Source organism: Microbacterium sp. Soil_C_42 (assembly GCF_057656735.1).
The window spans coordinates 64,484-81,358 of the sequence record NZ_JBDGJU010000014.1; the positions used below are offsets into that span (position 1 = coordinate 64,484).

The 16,875-nt window shown below is 66.9% G+C and carries 16 protein-coding genes; all 16 read right to left on the reverse strand.

The genetic code is table 11. From position 1 onward, the window contains the following. Entirely contained in the window at positions 1–591 is a 591-nt protein-coding gene (gene rplE / locus AC3A46_RS10585) for a 50S ribosomal protein L5 (protein ID WP_056371384.1), read from the reverse strand. A 2-nt stretch (positions 592–593) separates the two neighbouring features. Continuing rightward, a complete protein-coding gene (gene rplX, locus AC3A46_RS10590) occupies positions 594–953 on the reverse strand; it encodes a 50S ribosomal protein L24 (protein WP_056371387.1) in 360 nt (119 codons plus the stop codon). Positions 954–957: 4 nt separating this feature from the next. After that, the gene (gene rplN, locus AC3A46_RS10595) at positions 958–1,326 is read right to left on the reverse strand and encodes a 50S ribosomal protein L14 (protein ID WP_056371389.1); all 369 of its coding nucleotides are present in this window, start codon (positions 1,324–1,326) and stop codon (positions 958–960) included. Further along, positions 1,323–1,637 (reverse strand): 30S ribosomal protein S17, encoded by a 315-nt coding sequence (rpsQ, locus tag AC3A46_RS10600; protein ID WP_056371390.1) that lies wholly within the window; start codon positions 1,635–1,637, stop codon positions 1,323–1,325. The genes rplN and rpsQ overlap by 4 nt, the downstream gene beginning before the upstream one ends. Then, complete coding sequence (gene rpmC, locus AC3A46_RS10605; RefSeq protein WP_045301493.1) at positions 1,637–1,951, reverse strand: 50S ribosomal protein L29; 315 nt, start codon at positions 1,949–1,951, stop codon at positions 1,637–1,639. The genes rpsQ and rpmC overlap by 1 nt, the downstream gene beginning before the upstream one ends. Next, positions 1,951–2,370, reverse strand: a complete 420-nt coding sequence (gene rplP / locus AC3A46_RS10610; protein WP_018171451.1) for a 50S ribosomal protein L16 — start codon at positions 2,368–2,370, stop codon at positions 1,951–1,953. Before rplP ends, rpmC begins: the two co-directional genes overlap by 1 nt. Continuing rightward, positions 2,370–3,152, reverse strand: coding sequence for a 30S ribosomal protein S3 (gene rpsC, locus AC3A46_RS10615; protein ID WP_045301490.1), 783 nt, complete (start codon positions 3,150–3,152; stop codon positions 2,370–2,372). Before rpsC ends, rplP begins: the two co-directional genes overlap by 1 nt. Beyond that, positions 3,152–3,550, reverse strand: coding sequence for a 50S ribosomal protein L22 (gene rplV / locus AC3A46_RS10620; protein WP_045301488.1), 399 nt, complete (start codon positions 3,548–3,550; stop codon positions 3,152–3,154). The genes rpsC and rplV overlap by 1 nt, the downstream gene beginning before the upstream one ends. Before the next feature lie 22 nt (positions 3,551–3,572). Then, complete coding sequence (gene rpsS, locus AC3A46_RS10625) at positions 3,573–3,854, reverse strand: 30S ribosomal protein S19 (protein ID WP_045275479.1); 282 nt, start codon at positions 3,852–3,854, stop codon at positions 3,573–3,575. 12 nt (positions 3,855–3,866) lie between these two features. Next, positions 3,867–4,706, reverse strand: a complete 840-nt coding sequence (rplB, locus tag AC3A46_RS10630; RefSeq protein WP_045301487.1) for a 50S ribosomal protein L2 — start codon at positions 4,704–4,706, stop codon at positions 3,867–3,869. Positions 4,707–4,730: 24 nt separating this feature from the next. Further along, positions 4,731–5,030: a 50S ribosomal protein L23 gene (gene rplW, locus AC3A46_RS10635; protein WP_045301485.1), complete on the reverse strand. Its 300-nt coding sequence runs from the start codon at positions 5,028–5,030 to the stop codon at positions 4,731–4,733. Then, positions 5,027–5,689: a 50S ribosomal protein L4 gene (gene rplD / locus AC3A46_RS10640; RefSeq protein WP_056371392.1), complete on the reverse strand. Its 663-nt coding sequence runs from the start codon at positions 5,687–5,689 to the stop codon at positions 5,027–5,029. Before rplD ends, rplW begins: the two co-directional genes overlap by 4 nt. A 4-nt stretch (positions 5,690–5,693) precedes the next feature. Continuing rightward, positions 5,694–6,353, reverse strand: a complete 660-nt coding sequence (gene rplC, locus AC3A46_RS10645) for a 50S ribosomal protein L3 (RefSeq protein ID WP_045301481.1) — start codon at positions 6,351–6,353, stop codon at positions 5,694–5,696. An 8-nt stretch (positions 6,354–6,361) separates the two neighbouring features. Continuing rightward, positions 6,362–6,670 (reverse strand): 30S ribosomal protein S10, encoded by a 309-nt coding sequence (gene rpsJ / locus AC3A46_RS10650; protein ID WP_018171443.1) that lies wholly within the window; start codon positions 6,668–6,670, stop codon positions 6,362–6,364. Between the two features lie 478 nt (positions 6,671–7,148). Further along, positions 7,149–9,155: a hypothetical protein gene (locus AC3A46_RS10655; protein WP_487665153.1), complete on the reverse strand. Its 2,007-nt coding sequence runs from the start codon at positions 9,153–9,155 to the stop codon at positions 7,149–7,151. 523 nt (positions 9,156–9,678) lie between these two features. Continuing rightward, on the reverse strand, positions 9,679–16,680 hold the full coding sequence (locus AC3A46_RS10660) for a SpaA isopeptide-forming pilin-related protein (protein ID WP_487665154.1): 7,002 nt from the start codon (positions 16,678–16,680) through the stop codon (positions 9,679–9,681). Positions 16,681–16,875: the final 195 nt, after the last annotated feature.

Consider the following 16,875-nt stretch of genomic DNA (forward strand, 5'->3'; position numbering starts at 1 on the left):
TTACGCCTGCGCGTCGTCCGACTTGAACGGGAAGCCCAGGGCGCGCAGGAGTGCGCGGCCCTCGGCGTCCGTCTTCGCGGTCGTCACGATGGTGATGTCGAAGCCGCGGACGCGGTCGATCTTGTCCTGGTTGATCTCGTGGAACACGGACTGCTCCTGGAGACCGAAGGTGTAGTTGCCGTGACCGTCGAACTGGGCGCCCGACAGGCCGCGGAAGTCGCGGATGCGGGGCAGCGCCAGGTTGACGAGGCGGTCGATGAACTCCCACGCGCGGTCACCACGGAGGGTGACGTGCGCGCCGATGGCCTGACCCTCACGCAGCTTGAACTGCGCGATGGACTTGCGGGCCTTGGTCACGACCGGCTTCTGACCGGTGATCTTGGTGAGGTCGTCGACCGCACCATCGATCACCTTGCTGTCGCGAGCTGCCTCGCCGACACCGGTGTTCACGACGACCTTGACCAGGCCGGGGATCTGCATGACGTTGGCGTAGCCGAACTCGTCCTGCAGAGCCTTCTTGATCTCGCCGTTGTACTTCTGCTTCAGGCGGGGCTGGATCTTGCCAGCCTCCACGGCAGTGGTGCTGCTCATGTTCAGAGGTCCTTGCCTGACTTCTTCGCGTAGCGCACGCGGACGGTGCGCTTCACGCCGTCCTTGGTCTGCTCCTCGACACGGTGGCCGACACGGGTCGGCTTCTTGGTCGAGGGGTCGACGACCTGGACGTTGGAGATGTGGATGGGGGCTTCCATCGTCTCGATGCCGCCCGTCTTGGTGCCGCGCTGCGACTGACCGACACGGTTGTGCTTCGTGACGTAGTTCACGCCCTCGACGATGACGCGGTTCTGCTCGGCGAGGATCTCGAGGACCTTGCCCTGCTTGCCGCGGTCGCCGCCCTTGTCCTGCTTCTTGCCCGTGATGACCTGAACCAGGTCACCCTTCTTGATCTTGGCCATGGGGTCAGATCACCTCCGGTGCGAGCGAGACGATCTTCATGAACTTCTTGTCACGAAGCTCACGACCGACCGGTCCGAAGATGCGGGTGCCGCGGGGCTCCCCGTCGTTCTTCAGGATGACGGCGGCGTTCTCGTCGAACTTGATGTACGACCCGTCGGGACGACGGGTCTCCTTCTTGGTGCGAACGACGACGGCCTTGACGACGTCGCCCTTCTTGACGTTGCCGCCCGGGATCGCGTCCTTGACGGTGGCCACGATGATGTCACCCAGACCCGCGTAACGGCGGTTCGAGCCGCCGAGAACGCGGATGGTGAGCAGCTCCTTGGCGCCCGTGTTGTCGGCGACCTTGAGGCGGGACTCGTTCTGAATCACTTGGCCTTCTCCAGGATCTCGACCAGACGCCAGCGCTTGGTGGCGCTGAGCGGGCGGGTCTCGTTGATGAGGACGAGGTCGCCGATGCCGGCGGAGTTCGTCTCGTCGTGCGCCTTCACCTTGGAGGTGCGGCGGATGACCTTGCCGTAGAGCGGGTGCTTCACGCGGTCCTCGACCTCGACGACGATGGTCTTGTCCATCTTGTCGCTGACGACGTAGCCACGGCGGGCCTTGCGGTAGCCACGGGCGTCGGCGTCGCGAACGTCGTGCTCGCCGTGCTCGACCTCTGCGGCCTGCTTCTTGTCAGCCATCACTCGGCCTCTTCCTTCGCGGCCTCGTCAGCGGCATCCGCCTTCTTGGCCTTCGTCTTCTTCGCCTTCGTCGCGGTCTCCAGCGGCGCGGGCGTGGCACGGATGCCGAGCTCGCGCTCACGGATCACGGTGTAGAGCCGCGCGATGTCGCGCTTGACCGCACGGATGCGGCCGTGGCTCTCGAGCTGGCCGGTCGCCGACTGGAAGCGCAGGTTGAACAGCTCTTCCTTGGCCTTGCGCAGCTCCTCGACGAGGCGCTGGTCTTCGAACGTGTCGAGCTCGCTCGGGGCGAGCGTCTTGGTGCCGATCGCCATTACGCGTCGCCCTCCTCGCGCTTGATGATGCGTGCCTTCAGAGGCAGCTTGTGGATGGCACGGGTCAGGGCCTCACGAGCGAGTTCCTCGTTGACGCCGGCGACCTCGAAGAGGACGCGACCCGGCTTGACGTTTGCGACCCACCACTCGGGCGAACCCTTGCCGGAACCCATGCGGGTTTCGGCCGGCTTCTTGGTGAGCGGACGGTCGGGGTAGATGTTGATCCACACCTTGCCGCCACGCTTGATGTGACGGGTCATCGCGATACGAGCGGACTCGATCTGACGGTTCGTCACGTAAGCGGGCGTCAGGGCCTGGATGCCGAACTCACCGAACGACACCTTCGTGCCACCGGTGGCCTGGCCGGAGCGGCCGGGGTGGTGCTGCTTGCGGTACTTGACCTTGCGGGGGATGAGCATTACGCCGACGCTCCTTCTGCCACGGGGGCCTCGTTGCGGCGGTCGCCGCCACGCTCGCCGCGGTCGCCACGCGGGCCGCCACGACGGTCGTCGCGACGACGGTCCGACTTCGGCGCGTTGGCCTGCTCGCGAGCGAGCTCCTTGTTGGTGAGGTCGCCCTTGTAGATCCAGACCTTCACGCCGATGCGGCCGAAGGTGGTCTTCGCCTCGTAGAAGCCGTAGTCGATGTTCGCGCGCAGCGTGTGCAGCGGCACACGACCCTCGCGGTAGAACTCCGAGCGGCTCATCTCGGCGCCGCCGAGGCGGCCGGAGACCTGGATGCGGACGCCCTTGGCGCCGGCGCGCTGAGCGCCCTGCAGGCCCTTGCGCATCGCGCGACGGAACGCCACGCGAGCGGTGAGCTGCTCGGCGATGCCCTGCGCGACGAGCTGAGCGTCGGCCTCGGGGTTCTTGACCTCGAGGATGTTCAGCTGGATCTGCTTGCCGGTGAGCTTCTCGAGGTCGGCGCGGATGCGCTCGGCCTCGGCGCCGCGGCGACCGATCACGATGCCCGGACGGGCGGTGTGGATGTCGACGCGAACGCGGTCACGGGTGCGCTCGATCTCGATGTTGCTCACGCCGGCCCGGTCGAGCTGGGTCTGCAGGAGCTTGCGGATGCGGATGTCCTCGGCGACGTAGTCGGCGTAACGCTGGCCGGGCTTCGTCGAGTCCGAGAACCAACGCGACACGTGGTCGGTCGTGATGCCGAGGCGGAAGCCGTACGGGTGGACTTTCTGTCCCATTACTTGCTCGCCTTCTTGCTCTTGGCAGCCGGTGCCGTCTCCGCGACCTCGGGGGTCGAGAGCACGACGGTGATGTGGCTGGTGCGCTTCTTGATCTGGAAGGCACGACCCTGCGCGCGGGGCTGGAAACGCTTGAGCGTCGTGCCCTCGTCGACGTACGCGTTCTTCACGTACAGGTCCTGCTCGTCCAGGTACTCGCCGTCCTTGTCTGCCTTGACGCGAGCGTTCGCGATCGCGGCGGCGACGAGCTTGTAGATCGGCTCGCTCGCACCCTGCGGTGCGAACTTGAGGATGGCCAGGGCCTCCTCAGCCTGCTTGCCCTTGATGAGCGCAACGACACGACGAGCCTTCTGAGGGGTCACGCGGATGTGTCGCACGCGTGCGATGGACTCCACCATTTCTCTCTCCTCTGCCCCCGCGTCAGCGGCGGCGGCCCTTCTTGTCGTCCTTCACGTGGCCGCGGAAGGTGCGGGTGGGCGCGAACTCGCCCAGCTTGTGGCCGACCATGGTCTCGGACACGAACACGGGGATGTGCTTGCGTCCGTCGTGCACGGCGATGGTGTGACCCAGCATGGCCGGGATGATCATCGAACGGCGCGACCAGGTCTTGATGACGTTCTTGGTGCCGGCTTCGTTCTGGACGACGACCTTGCGAAGCAGGTGCTCGTCGACGAAGGGGCCCTTCTTAAGGCTGCGAGGCATCTTCCTCTACTCCTACTTCCGCTTCTTGCCGGCGTTGCGACGACGGACGATGTACTTGTCGCTTTCCTTGTTCGCGTGACGGGTGCGGCCTTCGGCCTGACCCCACGGCGAAACCGGGTGACGACCACCAGAGGTCTTACCCTCACCACCACCGTGCGGGTGGTCGACCGGGTTCATGGCGACACCGCGGACGGTCGGGCGGATGCCCTTCCAGCGGTTACGGCCGGCCTTGCCCCAGTTGATGTTCGACTGCTCGGCGTTGCCCACCTCGCCGACGGTCGCGCGGCAGCGCGCGTCGACGTTGCGGATCTCGCCCGAGGGCAGACGCAGCTGGGCGTAGGGGCCGTCCTTCGCCACGAGGCGAACCGACGCGCCGGCCGAGCGGGCCAGCTTCGCGCCGCCGCCGGGGCGGAGCTCGATCGCGTGGATCACGGTACCGGTGGGGATGTTCTTCAGCGGCAGGTTGTTGCCCGGCTTGATGTCGGCCGACGGACCCGACTCGACGATGTCGCCCTGCGACAGCTTGTTCGGCGCGATGATGTAGCGCTTCTCGCCGTCGAAGTAGTGCAGGAGCGCGATGCGCGCGGTGCGGTTGGGGTCGTACTCGATGTGAGCGACCTTGGCGTTGATGCCGTCCTTGTCGTTACGACGGAAGTCGATGACGCGGTACTGACGCTTGTGGCCACCACCGATGTGACGCGTGGTGATGCGGCCCTGGTTGTTGCGGCCACCGGTCTTGCTGAGCGGGCGGAGGAGCGACTTCTCAGGCGTCGATCGGGTGATCTCGGCGAAGTCGGCCACCGACGAGCCGCGGCGACCCGGGGTCGTGGGCTTGTACTTGCGAATAGCCATATCTCTAGTCCTCTATCCCGACCGTCAGCCGACTGCCGTGAAGATGTCGATGGTGCCCGACTTCAGGGTCACGATGGCGCGCTTGGTGTCCTTGCGCTTGCCCGTGCCGAAGCGGGTGCGACGGGCCTTGCCCGTGCGGTTGAGCGTGTTGACCGCTGCGACCTTGACGCCGAAGATCTTCTCGATGGCGAGCTTGATCTCGGTCTTCGAGGCACGGGGGTCGACGAGGAAGGTGTACTTGCCCTCGTCGATGAGCCCGTAGCTCTTCTCCGAAACGACCGGCTTCAGGATGATGTCGCGCGGGTCCTTGTTGACGGCGGTCATGCCGAGGCCTCCTCGGTGACGGCGCTCTTCGACGCGACGAACGCGTCGTAGGCGGCCTTGGTGAAGACGATGTCGTCCGAGACGAGCACGTCGTAGGCGTTGAGCTGGTCAGCGGGCAGCACGTGGGCGAACGCGATGTTGCGGACGCTGAGGACGCTGATGTCGTCCGAGCGGTCCACGACCACGAGCACGTTCTTGGTGGCGCCGAGACCGGCCAGGACCGCAGCAGCGGCCTTGGTCGACGGAGCACCCTCGATGCCGAACGACTCCACGACGTGGAGGCGCTCGCCGCGAGCACGGTCGCTGAGCGCGCCCAGCAGGGCGGCCGCGATCATCTTCTTGGGGGTGCGCTGCGAGTAGTCGCGCGGCTTCGGGCCGTGCACGATGCCACCGCCGGTCATGTGCGGCGCGCGGATCGAGCCCTGGCGGGCGTTACCCGTGCCCTTCTGCTTGAAGGGCTTGCGGCCGGCGCCCGAGACCTCACCGCGACGCTTGGTCGAGTGGGTGCCCTGGCGAGCCGCCGCGAGCTGCGCGACGACGACCTGGTGGATGAGCGGGATGTTCGTCTTGACGTCGAAGAGATCGGCGGGCAGCTGGACGGAACCAGCCTTCTTGCCGTCTGCCTTCACGACGTCGAGCGCGAGAGTCGAGTCAGCCATGAGATCAGGCACCCTTCACTGCGTTGCGGACGTAGACGATGCGGCCGCGAGCACCGGGGACGGCGCCCTTGACGAGCAGCAGACCCTTCTCGGCGTCGATGGCGTGCACCTTGAGGTTGAGGACGGTCACGCGCTCGCCACCCATACGGCCGGCCATGCGCATGCCCTTGAAGACGCGGCTCGGGGTCGACGAGGCGCCGATCGAGCCGGGCTTGCGGTGGTTGCGGTGCGCACCGTGCGAAGCGGAGACACCCTTGAAGTTGTGACGCTTCATGACACCCGCGGTGCCCTTGCCCTTGCTGGTGCCGACGACGTCGACCAGCTGGCCGGCCTCGAACGTGCCGTCCACCGTGAGCTCCTGACCGAGTGAGTAGTCAGCGGCGTCCGCGGTGCGGATCTCGGTGAGGTGACGGCGCGGGGTGACACCCGCGGCCTCGAAGTGGGCCGTGAGGGGCTGGTTCACCTTGCGGGGGTCGATCTGCCCGTAGCCGATCTGCACGGCCTTGTAGCCGTCCTTCTCGGGGGTGCGAACCTGGGTGACCACGTTCGGGGCGATCTCGATGACGGTGACGGGAACGAGCTTGCCGTTCTCATCCCAGACCTGGGTCATGCCGAGCTTCGTGCCCAGCAGGCCCTTGGAAACCTTGTTGTTGATGTCAGCCATGTCGAACCTCAGAGCTTGATCTCGATGTTGACATCGGCCGGGAGGTCGAGACGCATGAGCGAGTCGACAGCCTTGGGCGTCGGATCGATGATGTCGATCAGACGCTTGTGGGTGCGCATCTCGAAGTGCTCGCGGCTGTCCTTGTACTTGTGGGGAGAACGGATCACGGCGATCACGTTCTTCTCCGTCGGAAGGGGCACGGGGCCCACGACCGTCGCGCCCGCACGGGTCACGGTGTCGACGATCTTGCGCGCCGACGAGTCGATGACCTCGTGGTCGTACGACTTCAGGCGAATGCGGATCTTCTGTCCCGCCATTGTCTGCTCACTCTCTTTCTCGCGTCATACCCCTGTGGCATTGGACGCACGTGGCGCAAAGCGCCATGGCACTTCTGCACCGCTTACGCAGTGCGTGCTGCACCGCTGTTCTGCTGTCAATCCGGGTGCCGCGCCGAAGCGCCGCGTCCCGGCATCCGTCCTCCCCCGCGCGCGAAGCAAAGCTCCGCCCGAGGTGGATTCGTGATGTGGTGGTTCTGCTGCCCGCGGCCTAGGACCCTGCGCGTCTGCGCTGCCTATGCACTGCCCTGGCAGTGATCCGACGCACGCCAAGAGGGGCGTCGGAATGTGGAACCTCACTAGTCTACGTGCACCCCGGGCGTGTCGCAAACTCGGGCGTGTCGCGACGCGGGTATGCTCGGGCGTTTCTCAGGAGGGTTCGCAGGAGGGATGCTGCGCCCCTATGCGAGAGGGCGGTCGCGCTGTGCGCGACCGCCCTCTCTACCTATCTATTAATGCGTCACTCCGCGCTCGCGCGGCGGCGACGGGAGGCCGCGAAGGCGACCGTCGCGATGCCGGCGAGGAGCACGGCACCACCCGCGACCGCGAACATCGGGCTGATGCCGCCACCCGTGACCGCGAGCGCCTCGGGGCCGGTCGACGCCGGCGTGCCGGTTGCCGGGGTCGACGGTGTGTCGGTCGGGGTGGTGGGGTCGGTCGGGTCGTCCCCGCCGCCGATGGGCGGGTTGGCGCAATCGGCTGAGGCCTCCGGGTAGAAGACCTCGGTCGCGTACGACGGGTTCACCTCGAAGCGCACCGTGACGCCCTTGCGGGTCCAGTCGTAGTTGCCGTCGGTCTTCACGTACTCCCCGTCGACGAGGTCCCAGCCGGGCCACATCTTCGGCGTGCCGTTCGACGCGCCCGGCCACAGCAGGGTGCCGGTGAGCGACTGATTCTCGGCCACGAAATCTTCGCCACCCTCGGTCGGGTTCACGAATGTGATGGTCACGGGGGTCGGGCTCTCGGTCTCGAAGCCCTCGGGCAGCGAGACCTCGTAGCCGAGGAACGGCACATCGCTCACGCAGACCGAGTCGATCTCACCCGGGATCAGGTCGCAGGCCTCGCCGATCTCCTCGCTGGTGAGGTCACGGGTCTGGGTCTCCTCCGTCTTGGTGACGGTGGGCACCGCGGTCCCCTCGCCGTTGTAGGCGTAGGTCGTCGTGGTCTTCTCGCGCGTCTGCGTGACGGTCCTGTCACCGCACACCCACTCGCTGTCCTTCCACTCGGAATGCGTCGGGTCCTCGACGGGCAGCGGGCATTCCTTCTTCTCCGCCGCCGTCATCGGGCGCTTCTCGTCCTTGGTCGTGGTCTCGGGCGTACCGAGCACCCACTTCTCGCCGTTCCAGACGAAGGGGGTGATGGTCGTGGTGGTGGTCGTGCTGACCGAGGTGCTGGTGCAGTCGTAGGTCGACGCCGGGGTGACCGTCTTCACCGCGTCGGGCTGACCCGGTCGGCAATCCTCGCTGCTGGGCGAGAGCTTCGTCAGACTCGGCACCTTCCACGTGATCTGAGCGCCCTCGGGGAAGACCGTGCGGTCCTCGGGGGCAGCGGTCCAGGTCGTCGAGCCGTCCTGGTTCTTCGTGGAGATCCAGGTGGCGTCGTCGCTCGGGGTGACCGAGCCATCGGCCGCGCACGACGGCGCGGTGTACGACAGCGAGGGGGTCACGACCGCCGGGGGCGCGTCCTCTTCGCCGCACGCAAGGTCGGGCCACGTGTCCGTCTCGTTCGTCTGGACGAAGGAGATCGTGTACGCGTCGGTCGGGATCAGCGCCGAGTACTTCCAGTTGATGACACCCGACTTCACCTCGGCCTTGGTGAGTGGCCGCGTCGATCCGTCGGAGAAGCGCAGGCCCAGCGTGTTCCAGCCACCCTGGATGTTCTGGTCCACGTAGGCGTTGACCTGCTTGTCCTTCGCGTAGCTGATGTTGATGTGGTCGCCGTTCTTCAGCGCGCGGTGGTAGTCGACGACGATCGCGGTGCAAGTGAGATCCTGCGACGGCGCCTCAGGCTGCGGGGTGTCGGGTGTCTTGCCCTTGCAGACGATCCAGTGAGACACGTCCGCCTGGTTGTTCTTGTTGGGCGGCGACGCGTACGCGACCCCCGCCTTCGGGTGCACGATCACATTGTTGTAGTCGGATCCGCCCTTGATGACGAGCAGCTCCCAGTGATCGCCGTACCAGTCCTTGCCGTAGGCGTTCACCGTGACGGTCGTGCCGCCGTCGGTGATCTTGCCGTGGCTCGTGCTCCCGTTGGACGAGTAGCACACCGCGCCGTGGTCGGCGTAGAGCTTGGCCCAGTAGTCCGTGTGGTTCGTCTCGGGGCTCCACGGCTCCAGCGTTCCTACCTCGCCCGCGAGCACCGGCTCGGTCGCCGTTGCGCCGGCGGTCACCAGAGGTGCCACCACGAGTGCGGCGGCGACCAGCGCCCCAGCGAGTGCTTTCCATGTTCGCTTGCGCAATGCAGGCACAGCGTTCCTCCCCTATTCGGCGCCGAAGCGCCGTCCCAGCGGCGCACCGAAGCGCGCCGTTCATCCCAGCGGCACGCCGGAGCGCGCCGTTCATCCCAGCGACGCGCAGAGCGCGCCGTACATCCCAGCGACGCGCGGGGGCACGTCGGTACTTCTGCGGTACGGGGGTACCGCACTACTACGGTGCGCGGGGGCGCACCATTCACCCGTCGGGGGAACGAGCGTCAGATCCTCACCCGGTTCGGGCCGAAGGGGATCCGGTTTTCCGCGATCTTCCCCAAGGCCGCGGGACAGGCGGATGACCGCCCGTTCGTGCAGGCTATCGCGGCGCGCCCCGATGAGCGAAATCGACGCGCGACGGGATGCTGCGGGCCGAGGCGCACCGCCCTCGTCCAGGTCCCGACGCACGAACGAGCCCCTCGCCTTTGGGGTGCGAGGGGCTCGTTCGTCCGGCACCAAGAGGCGGGCCGGAGTCGGGTGAGAGAGCGGGCCTTGGGGCGGTCCCGCTCTCTCACACGGTCGGTCAGATGGTGGCCTTGGCCTCTCCGCGCCGGCGGCGGGTGACGATCAGCATCGTCGTGCCTCCGAGCAGAGCGAGCAGGCCGAGGAGCACCAGGAGCGGCGGCAACTCACCACCGGTCGCCGGCAGTGCCGAGAGGAGGACGACAGCGTCGTCCGAGTCCCGGCCCGGATCGTCCGGGTCACCGAACGTGTGGTAGTCGACGACCGCCACGTTGGTGATCGAGCTGGCCTTCGACCCTGGGTTCACCGTCGCGGCCAGGGTGATGGTCGGAGCCGCGGTGGCTCCTTCCGTCGCGCCCTGGGGCTGCAGCGGTCCGAACAGCTCACAGGTCAGCATTCCGCCGTAGCCGGCGCTGTTCTGGCCCGTGACCTCGCAGGAGGTCCAGTTCGGGAACACCGTGTCGTCACCCTTGCCGGTCCAGGTCACGTTCGTGATCTTGATGTCGGCGGGAATGGCGTCAGTGACGACCACGGCGTCGGCGGCGGAGTCGGCACTCTTGTTCTCCACGGCCAGGCTGTAGGTGAACGAGGCCCCCGGATCCGTCTTCTCCACGCTCGCCGTCTTCTCGATCTGGACGTCGGACTGACGAGCCTGCTCGCAGGCTGCCGTCGACTCCGGGTACTCGATGTCGAAGGCGATCGTCGGGTTGACCGAGAAGGTGACAGTACTCTGACCACGCCAGGCGAAGTCGAGCTCGCTCGGGTCGAGGATCAGACCGTTGAAGACGAAGAACCCCGCGTCCTCCGGTGCATACTCCAACCCGTCCTCGGGGTTGATGTAGCCGCCGTTGGGTCCGTAATCCGACGCCTCCAGTGCGCGCCAACCCGGGTAGTCCACCGCGACCGGCGGGTTGCCGACGAACTGGCTGCCCGGCCACTGCACCGTTCCGGTGACACCGGCAGGGTTCGAGAAGAACTCGTCGATGGACACACGGTGGCTGGGGTCCTGCGGATCCTCAGCCGTGACCCACTCGCCGCTCACCGGGAGCTGCGCCAGCGCGGACGAGACGCGGATGTCGTACACGAGCTGAGCCGTGTCGCTGACGCACGCGGTGTAGACCACGCCCGTCATCTCCCGCACCTCGATGGTGAGGTCATCGCAGTTCGGGGCGAACTCGCCGCCGTCGAACGGGCCCTCGATCTGGTCGGCCGCGGTGTCGACACATGCCTCGTTCTCGAGCTCGTCGAGCGGCTCGGGTGCCGACGGCACCGGTGCGCCCGGATCGCTCGACGAGACCGCCGGCTGCGGGTTCAGCACGACCGTGATCGTGACCTCCACCGTCTCGCCGACGGCGATCGACGCGATCTCGAGGTCGAGGACGTCGTTCTCCTGCTCGCCGGCATTCTCGGTCCAGCCCGGTTCGGGACCCCAGTCGACACCCTCAGGCAGCGAGACCGACTGGATGTCCAGGCGCGCGTTGAAGTCCGCATCACGGACGTGGACGTCAGTCGCCGTGCGGGTGCCGTGGTTCGTCACTTCGAGGATGTAGTCGAACGGAACTCCCGGCTCGACAGACTCGGAGCTCGCCGCCTTGACGATGCCGACGTCGTCGACGTGGATCGTGCCACAATCCGCGTCGGTGTCGGAGTCCTCGCCGATGGTGACCGTCGCCGAGTTCACGATTCCGATGCCGTCATCCTCAGGGCAGCTGTCCGCGGTCGTGGGCGCCTTGTCGATCACGACGTGCACGACCACGGTGTAGACCGCGTCGCTGTCGCTCTCGGCGTACGGCGGCAGCTCCGCACCGGTCGCGAGGTCGGCCGTCAAGCTCTCCTCGAGATCGAACTCCCCCTCGGTCGGACCGGTCCACGAGGCATCCAGGTAGCGGACACCGTCAGCCGGCTCGTCCAGCGTGTCGGTGAGGTCGTACTCGATGGGCACCACCACGCTGTTGTTGTGCACGGTGATCTTGTAGGTCACGTCCCACGTGCCATCGGGGCGCTGCACCGAGCTCACCGCCGTCTTGTCGAACTCAAAGCCCTGGTCGACGTGCGAGTTGACGATCGTGCAGACCACGTCCTCGCCCTTGTCCAGGCCTCGCAGACCGGCGACACCCGGCGAGCTGTTGCTCAGGGTCACCGCCCCGGCCTTGTCAGAGGTGCACGACCACAGACCGGCGCTGAACTCGTTCAGCCCGGCCACTTGGCCGACCACTGCCTCCGAGAGCCCGAACGGAACGTCCGCCGTGACGAGCGTCTTCGGCACATCGCCGCCGGCACTGGTCACCGTCGGGTTCGCTCCGACCGTCGGCGTCGCGCTGAGCTTCCAGTTGGCGTCTGCGACCACCGCCGGCGACACCACCTTCAGCAGTGTGATCGTCGGTCGCTCGGCGGTGTTGGTGAACTCGCACCAGACGGGCTCGTTCGGCATAGTGAACGAACCGCTGCGCGCGTCCGCAGCAAGCACGACCTCTTCATCGGCCGTCGTGCAGACCAGCGTGCTGGTGTAGTCGGATGCCGCGCCCTTGAGCACGCTCACCGTCTCCTTCACCGTCACCTGGGCGCCGATGAGTCCCTCCGCCGTTGCCTCGTTGTCGACGTCGGTGAACGAACCCACCGCGCCGTTCGACGTGGACGTGGCGGTGTCGCTCGTCTGTGCGGTGATGTCGAGCTTCGCGGTGTCGCCCGCCTGGCCGTTCACCCACGTCTTGAGCAGGTGCACGGTCGCCGTCTGCGACTGGTTCACGAAGCGGCACCAGATGCCGTCACCGGTCACCTCAAGGGTGAACGCCCGGCCGTCGGTGCCGACCGGCGTCTTCTCACCGCCGGTGCAGACCGAGGTCGACGCGTACACCCCGGCCCCTGTCACGACCTCCTTCATCGGGATGACGGCGCCGATGCGGACGTCAGCCTTCACGAAGTGCGTCGTGTCGTCGAAGTCCTTCGGCGACGCCTCCAGGTAGCTCGACACCGTGTCGAGGAGCGGCCCGCTCTCGGGCGTGATCGACAGCGTGGCGCTGTCGCCCGGGAGAGCGTCGATCCACCGCTTGCTCAGCACGACGGGAACCTTGATGGCGGTGTTGGTGAAGGTGCAGACCACGTTCGAGCCCGGCGCCACGAAATCGAGCGCGCGGCCCGTGCCCGCAGCATCCACGCCCTCACAGGCGTAAGTGCTGGCGTACCGGCCGGTGTTCACCGCATCATCGATCGCCTCGGCGATGTGGACGGCCTCGCCGACCCGCACCGTCTTGGTCACGACGTTCGCGTCGAGCTCGTTCGGCGTCGCGGCAGAAGAGACACTCTCGGTGACGCCGATCGACAGCTTCGCCGAGTCGCCGACGAACGCGTTGCTCCACTGCTTGGCGACGGTGATGTCGATCTTCTTCGCGGTGTTCGTGATCGTGCAGACCACGTCACCGGTGACGGTGATCTCACCGACGGTCCGGCCGTTGCCGCTCGTCTGGTTGTCGCACGACCAGGTCGAGTCGTAGCGTCCCTGGTTGTCGGCATCGGTGATGGTCTCCTTGAGGGTGACCTTCTCGCCGAGACGGACGCTCACCTGCGAGTACGTGTCGTCGAGCCCGTCGGTGCCAGAGGCGACCGAGGTGTCGGAGTCCGTCGCAGCTCCCGTGATCGAGAGGTGCGCTTCATCGCCCTCGAAGGCGCCGACCCAGTTCTTCTTCAGCGTGACGACCGCCCGGCCGGCGGTGTTCGTGAACGTGCAGACCACGTTGGCGTCCGGAACGGTGAGACCGAAGGACTGCACCGCCCCCGTCGCGCCCGTCGTGCACTCGTACGCCGTCGAGTAGGAGCCGACTCCGGTCACCGCCTCGGAGAGCGTCACAGCGTCACCGACGCGAACCTGCGTGGTCGCGGTGTGCCCGTTGTCGGTGAAGGTGGGGCCGGACTGCGCGGTGACCGTCGACGTGTTCGTCGGCGTGCCGCCGTAGAGCTTGCCACCCTGGCCGGCGGCGATCGTCAGATCGGCCTTGTCCCCGGTGATCGCGTCGACCCACGCCTTCTTCAACGTGACGTCGTGCTTGCGAGCCGTGTTCGTGAAGGTGCACGACACGTTCGGTCCCTCCGCGGCCGTGAACGTCGCCGTGCGCTGATCGACGGAGAGTTGCTCTTCGACGGTCGTGCAGCTGGCTGTGGTGTCGTACGTCCCCTTGTTCTGACCGAGGGTCTCCTTCACGGTCACCGTCTCACCGACACGGATGGTCTTGACGACGACGTTCGGAATCGTCTGCGTCGCGGTTCCATCAGCCGTCGCGGTCGCAGCCTGCCCGTTGATCGAAAGGGAGGCGGTGTCGCCCGCGAAGGCGTCCTTCCACACCTTGTTGACGGCGACAGCGATGGTCTTCGCCGTGTTGGTCACGGTGCAGACCATGTTGCCGGTCACCGTGATCTGCGTGTCGTGCTCGCAGTCCCAGGTGGCGATGTAGCGGCCGTCGTTCGACGTCGGCAGCTCTTCCGAGAGGGTGAGCTTGTCGCCGACGCGGACCACGACCTGCGCGAACTGCGACGACGTGCCGTCTCCCTCAGGAGCCACGGCATCTGCTGTCGACGTCTTCGCACCGTCGATCTTCAGCTTGGCGATGTCGCCCTCGAAGGCGTTCACCCAGTTCTTCTTGAGGGTGACCGTCGCCTTGGCCGTCTCGTTCTTGAAGGTGCAGATCACGTTCTGGTCGGGCATGCGGTCGAGGGTGTAGGCGTACACCGTCGCGCCCGGCGTGACACTCACGGTCGGCGTGCACGAGAACGTCGTGGAGTACTGCCCGTTGCTCGGCGTGGTGAGGGCCTCGCCGAACTGCACCGTCTCGCCGACGCGAACCGTGGCCGTCGCAACGTTCACGCCGTCGAGCTGCGATCCGGCGGCGCCGGTCGCGGTGCTCTTCGCACCATCCGCGTCACCGGTCAGCGACAGCTGCGCCGAGTCGCCCTGGAAAGCGTCGACCCACTGCTTCTGCAGCTTCACCTCGCGAGTCTTCGCGGTGTTCGTGAACGTGCACTGCACGCCGTTCGCGGACGCGGGGTACTGCGGCACGGTGACCGAACCGGCCAGCCCGGTGTTGTTCGACACTGTTGCGCCCACGCACGAGAGCGTCGACGAGTACTCGCCGGTGTTGGCGTCCGACAGGACCTCGGCGAGTGTCAGCGCGGACCCTGGTGCGACCGAGACCTCGATGACGGGACCGTTCGTCGGAGCCGTCGACATACCGTTCGCCGAGGCGGTGCCGCCGATCGAGATGTCGGCCTTGTCGCCCGGGAACGAGTCGACCCAGTTCTTCGTGAGCGTCACCTTCGCGAACGGGATGTTCACGAACGGCTTCGTGATCGATGGGTTCGGCGTCGCGTCCGAGATCGTGAAGGTCTGCGGCGTGCCGTCCAGGACGTATCCCGCCGGGGCCGCTGTCTCCTTGACGGAGTAGCTGCCGGTCGGCAGGTTCACGACCTTGATCTGCCCGGCGACCGGGTCTGCGTCGTTGGCGCCGTTGTCGACCACTGTCTTCGGGAACGTGCTCGCCCACGGAGCGGCGGCGGCGTCACCACCGGTCGCGGACAGCTCGAACGTGGCGCCGCCCAGCAGCGCGCCCGAAGCGTCGTGCTTGAGCCACGTCACGCTCCCGAGCGGGTCGACGAACGTGAGGTTCTTCTCTTCGTTGAGACCGATCGTCACCTGCTGGCTGGTCTGTGCCGGCAGCAGGTACCCCGGAGGAGCGTCGGTCTCCGTCACGGTATAGGTGCCGGGCTTGACGTTGTTCGAGAAGGAGAACGTGCCGCCTGCGCCGGTGACGACGCTCGTGCTGCCGGAGCCGGTCGTCGGGTTCGGCGAGACGCTGAACGCCGCGCCGGCAAGACCGGCTCCGTTCGTGTCGGTCTTCTTAATCGTCAGCGAGCCGCAGGTCGAAGGAGGCTCGACCTCCAGCGGACCTACCCAGCCCTTCGGGTTCGAGCCCGGTCCTGTCGACTCTCCGGTGAAGCTGCGCAGGTAAGCGGTCGCCGCCGAAGGCGCGGGGCAGCCCGGCTGCACGACGCCGCCGGTCAGCTCGGTCACGTTGAGGCCGATCTCGAAGAATGCACCGGCCGGGATCGTTCCCCCTTCGGGGCTCGTCAGCGGCTCGTTGCTCGCCGCCGCGAGGAACGCGCCCGCGACCGGCGCCTGACAGTTCGGAGCGCTGCCGGATGTCGGGTAGTCGGCCTGCGACGTGTAGGTGCACGTCAGTTCGAGCACGGGCAGGCCGTTGCCCTGCATCGTGAAGTAGAAGACATAGCCTCCCGCGCTGCGGTCGGGCTGCGGTACGCCGTTGCCCATTCGCGCACCGGTGTTCGTGACCTCGATGGCGAAACCGCCGGTGCCGGAGTTACTCGGGCGCTCCCACGCCATGTTGAGCAGGTAGTCGCCTCCGACCGTCTCGGCGAACGAGTAGACGCGGTCGAACTGGACCTTCGGCGGGGTTCCACCGCCCTCCGTCCAGGTCTCGGTGGGGTCATCGTCCTTGCGGCCGGTGTTGTAGGTGCCGCCCTGAGTCGTCGTCGAGTAGTCGACGCTGGTCCAGTCCTTGTTGCCGCCGCAGTTGCCGGGCTCGTAGTTGCCGTCGATCTCGAATCCGCCGTTGAGTCCGGCGCAGACCACGGCGAGTGCCGAAATCTCGTCCACGGCGGGCGCGACCAGCGAGAACGGTGCGAGCGACTCGGGATCGGCCGCTTCGGGCGCGACCTCCTTCGGAGCCGCAGCAGGCGGGTCGGCCGGCGCAGCCGGCTCTTCGACCGCGGGCTCCTCCGCGGCCGGTTCCTCCGCAGGCGGCGGGGGCGCAGCATCCGTCGATGTCGTGTCTGTCGTCGTCGCCTCAGTGGTGGCGGCGGGGTCGGGGGTGGTCACCTCCTCCGCCGATGCCGGGGACATCCCCGAGAACACAAGAGAACTCGCCACGATCGTGGCGAGTCCTCCCACGTACCAGCGGTTCTGGAGCGCGATACGTCGCTCCTCAGTCCGCTCCTGACGCATGCGGCGGCGCGGACCCTCAGACTTCGAGGCGCGCACGAAAGTACGACTGAACATCAACTTCACCCTTGGTCGAAACGACACAGGGTGCCCCAGTAGAGGCCCCTCCCAGCACGTCACGACTCGCTGCGAGTTGATGAACCCCAGAACCCAGGGATCCCAAATCCCCGAGGTTCGGCTATCTCCCCAAACACGAGCCGAAACGTGTTCCCGCTGGCAAAGGTATGCCCGGCATCCGTGCGCGTCAAGTAA

Coding starts and splice junctions, on each gene's coding strand:
- rpsS (WP_045275479.1), bottom strand. CDS start 3,854: ATGCCTCGCAGCCTTAAGAAGGGCCCCTTCGTCGACGAGCACCTGCTT.
- rpmC (WP_045301493.1), bottom strand. CDS start 1,951: ATGGCGATCGGCACCAAGACGCTCGCCCCGAGCGAGCTCGACACGTTC.
- rplB (WP_045301487.1), bottom strand. CDS start 4,706: ATGGCTATTCGCAAGTACAAGCCCACGACCCCGGGTCGCCGCGGCTCG.
- rplD (WP_056371392.1), bottom strand. CDS start 5,689: ATGGCTGACTCGACTCTCGCGCTCGACGTCGTGAAGGCAGACGGCAAG.
- rpsJ (WP_018171443.1), bottom strand. CDS start 6,670: ATGGCGGGACAGAAGATCCGCATTCGCCTGAAGTCGTACGACCACGAG.
- rplC (WP_045301481.1), bottom strand. CDS start 6,353: ATGGCTGACATCAACAACAAGGTTTCCAAGGGCCTGCTGGGCACGAAG.
- rpsQ (WP_056371390.1), bottom strand. CDS start 1,637: ATGGCTGACAAGAAGCAGGCCGCAGAGGTCGAGCACGGCGAGCACGAC.
- rpsC (WP_045301490.1), bottom strand. CDS start 3,152: ATGGGACAGAAAGTCCACCCGTACGGCTTCCGCCTCGGCATCACGACC.
- AC3A46_RS10660 (WP_487665154.1), bottom strand. CDS start 16,680: ATGTTCAGTCGTACTTTCGTGCGCGCCTCGAAGTCTGAGGGTCCGCGC.
- rplW (WP_045301485.1), bottom strand. CDS start 5,030: ATGACCGCCGTCAACAAGGACCCGCGCGACATCATCCTGAAGCCGGTC.
- rplE (WP_056371384.1), bottom strand. CDS start 591: ATGAGCAGCACCACTGCCGTGGAGGCTGGCAAGATCCAGCCCCGCCTG.
- rplX (WP_056371387.1), bottom strand. CDS start 953: ATGGCCAAGATCAAGAAGGGTGACCTGGTTCAGGTCATCACGGGCAAG.
- rplP (WP_018171451.1), bottom strand. CDS start 2,370: ATGCTCATCCCCCGCAAGGTCAAGTACCGCAAGCAGCACCACCCCGGC.
- rplV (WP_045301488.1), bottom strand. CDS start 3,550: ATGGTGGAGTCCATCGCACGCGTGCGACACATCCGCGTGACCCCTCAG.